The 4,891-nt window shown below is 74.1% G+C and carries 4 protein-coding genes; all 4 read left to right on the top strand.

Annotated elements, in window-relative coordinates; genetic code table 11:
* The first annotated feature begins 79 nt into the window (after positions 1–79).
* On the top strand, positions 80–1,135 hold the full coding sequence (locus G5C51_RS39825) for a PDR/VanB family oxidoreductase (RefSeq protein WP_165245476.1): 1,056 nt from the start codon (positions 80–82) through the stop codon (positions 1,133–1,135).
* A gap of 25 nt (positions 1,136–1,160) precedes the next feature.
* Entirely contained in the window at positions 1,161–2,030 is an 870-nt protein-coding gene (locus G5C51_RS39820; RefSeq protein ID WP_165245474.1) for a M24 family metallopeptidase, read from the top strand.
* Entirely contained in the window at positions 2,027–3,784 is a 1,758-nt protein-coding gene (locus G5C51_RS39815; protein ID WP_165245472.1) for an SDR family oxidoreductase, read from the top strand. The genes G5C51_RS39820 and G5C51_RS39815 overlap by 4 nt, the downstream gene beginning before the upstream one ends.
* Before the next feature lie 70 nt (positions 3,785–3,854).
* Positions 3,855–4,891: type ISP restriction/modification enzyme (locus tag G5C51_RS39810; protein WP_165245470.1), on the top strand; the 1,037-nt coding region annotated here is incomplete at its 3' end.

Here is a 4,891-nt window from a genome sequence, read left to right as displayed (position 1 = left end):
TCATGTCTCGTGGGCTGGAGATGTCTATAAGAGACAGTGGTAACCCGGGCTGAAGTAGCGCAGCACCCCACCACCGGACCTGTACGGCAGGCCCCGCCCGGACCGCTTTCTCGCCGGTCTCGACTGGTTCGCCTCCTGGTACATCCCGGCCAGCACCGGCAAGGACTACTACCGGCCCGCACCACCCGCCGACCGCCCCACCGAACTCACCGTCACCGCCCGCGACTCCGTCGCCGACGACGTCATCGCGCTGCGCCTCGCCGCCCCCGACCGGCGGCAGCTGCCGCGCTGGCAGCCCGGCGCCCACCTCGACCTCGACCTGCCGTCCGGCCTGCGCCGGCAGTACTCGCTGTGCGGCGACCCCGCGGACCGGTACGCGTACCGGATCGCGGTCCGGCACCTGCCCGACGGCGGTGGCGGCTCGGCCGAGGTGCACCGGGAGCTCGCCGTGGGCACCCGGGTCTCGGTGGCCGGGCCGCGCAACGCCTTCCCGTTCGCGGGCGAGCCGCGCGTGCTGCTGATCGCCGGCGGCATCGGCATCACGCCGGTCCTGCCGATGGCGTACGAGGCCGCCTGGCGCGGGCTCGACTGGCGCCTGGTGCACGCGGGCCGTACCCGCGCCTCGCTGCCCTTCGCCGCCGAGCTCGACCGGCTGGCGCGGCAGCACCCCGGCCGTATCGAGATTCTCGCCGACGACGAGCACGGCGGCTGCCCGGACGCGGCCGCGCTGCTCGCCCGGGCGCCGGAGGACGCCGCCGTGTACGCCTGCGGACCGGCACCGATGCTGGACGCGCTGCAGGGCGCGCTCCCCCAAAGCCCGGCCGCCGCCCTGCACTTCGAGCGCTTCACCGCCGCGCCGATCGTCGACGGCAAGCCCTTCACCCTCCGGCTGCGCGACGGCCGCGAGCTGCCCGTGCCCGCCGACCAAAGCGCCCTGGAGGTGCTGCGCGCCGCGGAGCCCGCCACCGCGTACTCCTGTCAGCAGGGGTTCTGCGGGGTCTGCAAGGTGCGGGTGCGCTCCGGCGCCGTCGACCACCGCGACCGCAAGCTCACCGACGCCCAGCGGGCCGCGGGCGAGATGCTCGTCTGCGTCTCGCGCGCGGACGAGGGCGGCTGCCTCGAACTGGACGTCTGACCCACCTCCCTAGGAGACCCTCGCCATGAGCCCCCGCCCGCCCTTGCCCGCCTTCCCCTTCGACGAGCACGACCTCGACCGCTTCCGCGAGCTGCAGCAACTCGCGTACCGCTGCGCTCAGTCCGTCGCCGACTGGCTGGAGCCCGGCGTCACCGAGCGGCAGGCCGCCGGGCGGCTGCGCCGGGAGCTGGTCGCCGCGGGGGTGGAGGACTTCTTCCACGTGCCGTTCGCCTGGTTCGGCGACCGCACCGCCTTCCGGCACTTCCGCACCCCGCTGCAGTTCTTCGCCACAGGCCGCAAGCTGCGCGAGGGCATGTCGTACGTCCTCGACTGCGCGCCCGTCGTCGACGGCTATACGGCCGACATCGGCTACGGCGGCGTGGTCGGCCACAACCCCATCTGGGACCGCATCGCCGCCGATCTGCTGGACTACCGTGAGCTGATCGTCCAGTTGGTGCGGGAGCGCCGGACGCTCAACGAGGTCTACGCCGCCGTCGATGCGAAGATCGCCGAGCACGGCTACGACAACCGGCACCAGGTCTATCCAGGCCGCGTCATCGGCCACCAGGTCACCCGCATGCCCCCGCAGCGGCTGCCCGCGGGCGTGAACCTCTTCGGCTTCGGCGTCCGCACCCTGCAGACCCTCGGCCGGGAGCTGATCCACGAGCGGATGGCGGGCCGCTCCCCGCTGTGGGCCGACGGGCGCGCCTCGCGGCATGCGCCGACGCCCGGGCTGTGGGCGGTGGAGCCGCACGTCGGATTCCGGGACGTGGGGCTGAAGTTCGAGGAGCTGCTGGTGGTCACCGAGGACGACGCGTACTGGCTCGACGACGATCTCCCGCATGTCCATCGCGGCCTCGCGCTGCGGGATCGTACGAAGGCGGGTGTCCGATGAGCCCCCGCCGCACCCGCGTCCAGTCCGGCGACATCTCCCTCGCCGTATACGAGCAGGGTGACCCGCACGCGCCCACCGTGCTGCTGGTGCACGGCTACCCCGACACCCACCGCGTCTGGGACGACATCGCCGCCGAACTCGCCGCCGACCACCACGTGGTGCGCTACGACGTCCGCGGCTCCGGCGCCTCGGGCAAGCCGTCCGGCACGGACGGCTACCGGCTGGAACTGCTGGCCGAGGACCTGTTCGCGGTGGCCAAAGCCACCAGCCCGGACCGTCCCGTGCACGTCGTCGCGCACGACTGGGGCTCGATCCAGGCCTGGGAGGCCGTCACCGACCCCGGCGCCGCCGAGCACATCGCCTCGTACACGACGATGTCGGGCCCGTGCCTCGACCACATGGGCCACTGGCTGCGCCGCCGCATGCGCCGCCCCACCCCGCGCCATCTGAAGCAGCTCGCCTCGCAGGGCCTGCACTCCTGGTACATCTACCTCTTCCACATCCCCGTGCTCGCCCCCGCCGCCTGGCGGTTCGGCCTCGCCCGCGGCTGGGGCACGGTGCTGCGCGCCTTCGAGGGCGTCACGCCGCGGCCCGGGCATCCGCACAAGACGCTCGCCGGCGACGCGGCGCGTGGGGTGCGGCTGTACCGCGCCAACATGCTGCCGCGGCTGCTGCACCCGAGGCAGCGGCCGACCGCGGTGCCGGTCCAGGTCATCACCCTCACCAAGGACAACTACGTCAGCCCGGCGCTGACCGAGGGGCTCGAGAAGTGGGCCCCGAAGCTGTGGCGCCGGGAACTGCCCGCCACGCACTGGTCGGCACTGCTGCAGAAAGGACCCGTCGTGGCCAGGATGATCCGCGAGTTCACCGCACATCAGGAGGGCGCGCCCGCCGCCCGTTCGCTGGTGGAGGCGCAGCACGGGCGCGGCCCCGCCAGGGACGGCGAGTTCGGCGGCAAGGTCGTCGTCGTTACGGGCGCGGGCAGCGGCATCGGCCGGGCCACGGCGCTCGCCTTCGGGGAGCGGGGCGCCTCGCTCGCGCTCTGTGATGTGAGTGCGGAGGGCCTGGAGCGTACGGCCGAACTCGCCCGGCTGCTCGGCGCGGAGGTGACGACGCGGCGGGTGGACGTCTCCGACGGGAAGGAGGTGGCGGCCTTCGCGGCGGCGGTCGCGGCGGAGCTCGGGGTGCCGGACATCGTGGTGAACAACGCCGGGATCGGCCATTCCGGGACCTTCCTGGAGACCACCGAGGCGGAGTGGCAGCGGGTCCTCGACGTGAACCTGTGGGGCGTCATCCACGGCTGCCGCGCCTTCGGTGAGCTGATGAAGGAGCGCGGCCAGGGCGGCCACATCGTGAACCTGTCCTCGGCGGCCGCCTATCTGCCGTCGAAGATGCTCGCCGCGTACGCCACCAGCAAAGCGGCCGTCTTCATGCTCTCCGACTGCCTGCGCGCCGAACTGGCCGCGGAGAAGATCGGGGTGAGCGCGGTCTGCCCCGGGATCGTGAACACCAACATCACGCGGACGACGACCTTCTCCGGGCTGAGCGCGGCCGAAGAGGCGGCGAAGCAGAAGAAGTTCACCGGGCTGTACGCGCGGCGCGGCTTCCCGCCGGAGAAGGTGGCGACGGAGATTCTGGCGGCGGTGCGATCGCGCAAAGCGGTGGTCCCGGTGACGGTCGAGTCGAAGGTGGCGCGGCTGGCGAGCCGGTTCGCGCCGGCGGCCGTGCGGTTCGGGGCGCGGATCGGGCTGTAGCGCGGTGGGGCGGGCGCCGTTCTGCGCACCGGCGCCCGCCCCTGTCACCGCCCGCCGTTACGATGCCGATATGCCCAGCAGTGAGACGAGCCCCGCCGCGGTGACCGGCGCCGCCCCGTCGCTCGGCGACCTGATGCCGTGGGGCGTGGCCCCGTTGCGGCCGGGCCGCGGCTGGGTGATGGCGCCTGACCGGGCGTCGCTCACGGCGAGGTGGGACGCGCTGCTCAAAGCCGAAGGGCCGGACCGCGAGGCGCTGTTCCACGCCACCCGCAGCCGGACGCCGCACCGGCCGGTGGGCCAGCTCCCCGGCCAGCGCACGGGGACGCTGCCGCTGGACCGCGAGGAGGGCGCCTGCCCTGATCCGGTGCGGATCCTGCACGGCGCCTTCGACCAGCAGTGGCTGATACCGGACCACCGGCTCATCGACGCCGCCCGGCCCGAGCTGTGGCGGGTGGCGGACGACCGGCAGATCTTCGCGCTGGAGCCGGGACAGCTGCCGCGCGGTGCCGCGGCGGGTCCCGCGCTGGTGGCTTCCGCCCTGCTCCCCGACGGCCGCTCCCTGGCCGGGCGGCCGGGCCGGATCCGCCCGCTGTTCCGCCGCCCCGGCGGCCGCGAGCCCAACCTCGCGCCGGGGCTGGTCCCGTATCTGAAGCTGCGCCTGGGCCTTGATGTGGCCCCGGAGGACGTGCTGGCCTGGGCTCTCGCCAACGCCCGCAGCACGCCGCAGGGCTGCCGGGTCCCGCTGACCGCCGACCCGGCGGTGTGGCAGGAGGGCGTGGAGCTCGGGCATCGCATCCTGGACCTGCACCTGCGCGGGGCCCGCAGCGGCACGAAGCCCCGGATGCCGGGCGGGCGGCGGCCTTACGTGCGGGCGGCGGTGCCGGGGCGGCCTGGTGAGTACGCGTATCAGGGGCCGTATGAGCCGGAGGGCGAGATCGGCTCGGCGGCCGAGACAGGACCGGAGGTCGAGGCAGACCCCGGGGGCGAGACAGACACGGCGGCTGGGACCGAGATCGCGGCTGAGACCGAGCCCGCCGCCCGGCCCGAGCTGTGGCGGGTGGCGGACGACCGGCAGATCTTCGCGCTGGAGCCGGGACAGCTGCCGCG

It is taken from the genome of Streptomyces coryli (genome assembly GCF_011044975.1).
Taxonomy (GTDB): domain Bacteria; phylum Actinomycetota; class Actinomycetes; order Streptomycetales; family Streptomycetaceae; genus Streptomyces; species Streptomyces coryli.
Note: the sequence above shows the minus strand (reverse complement) of the source record. Positions and strands in the feature narration are given on the sequence as shown.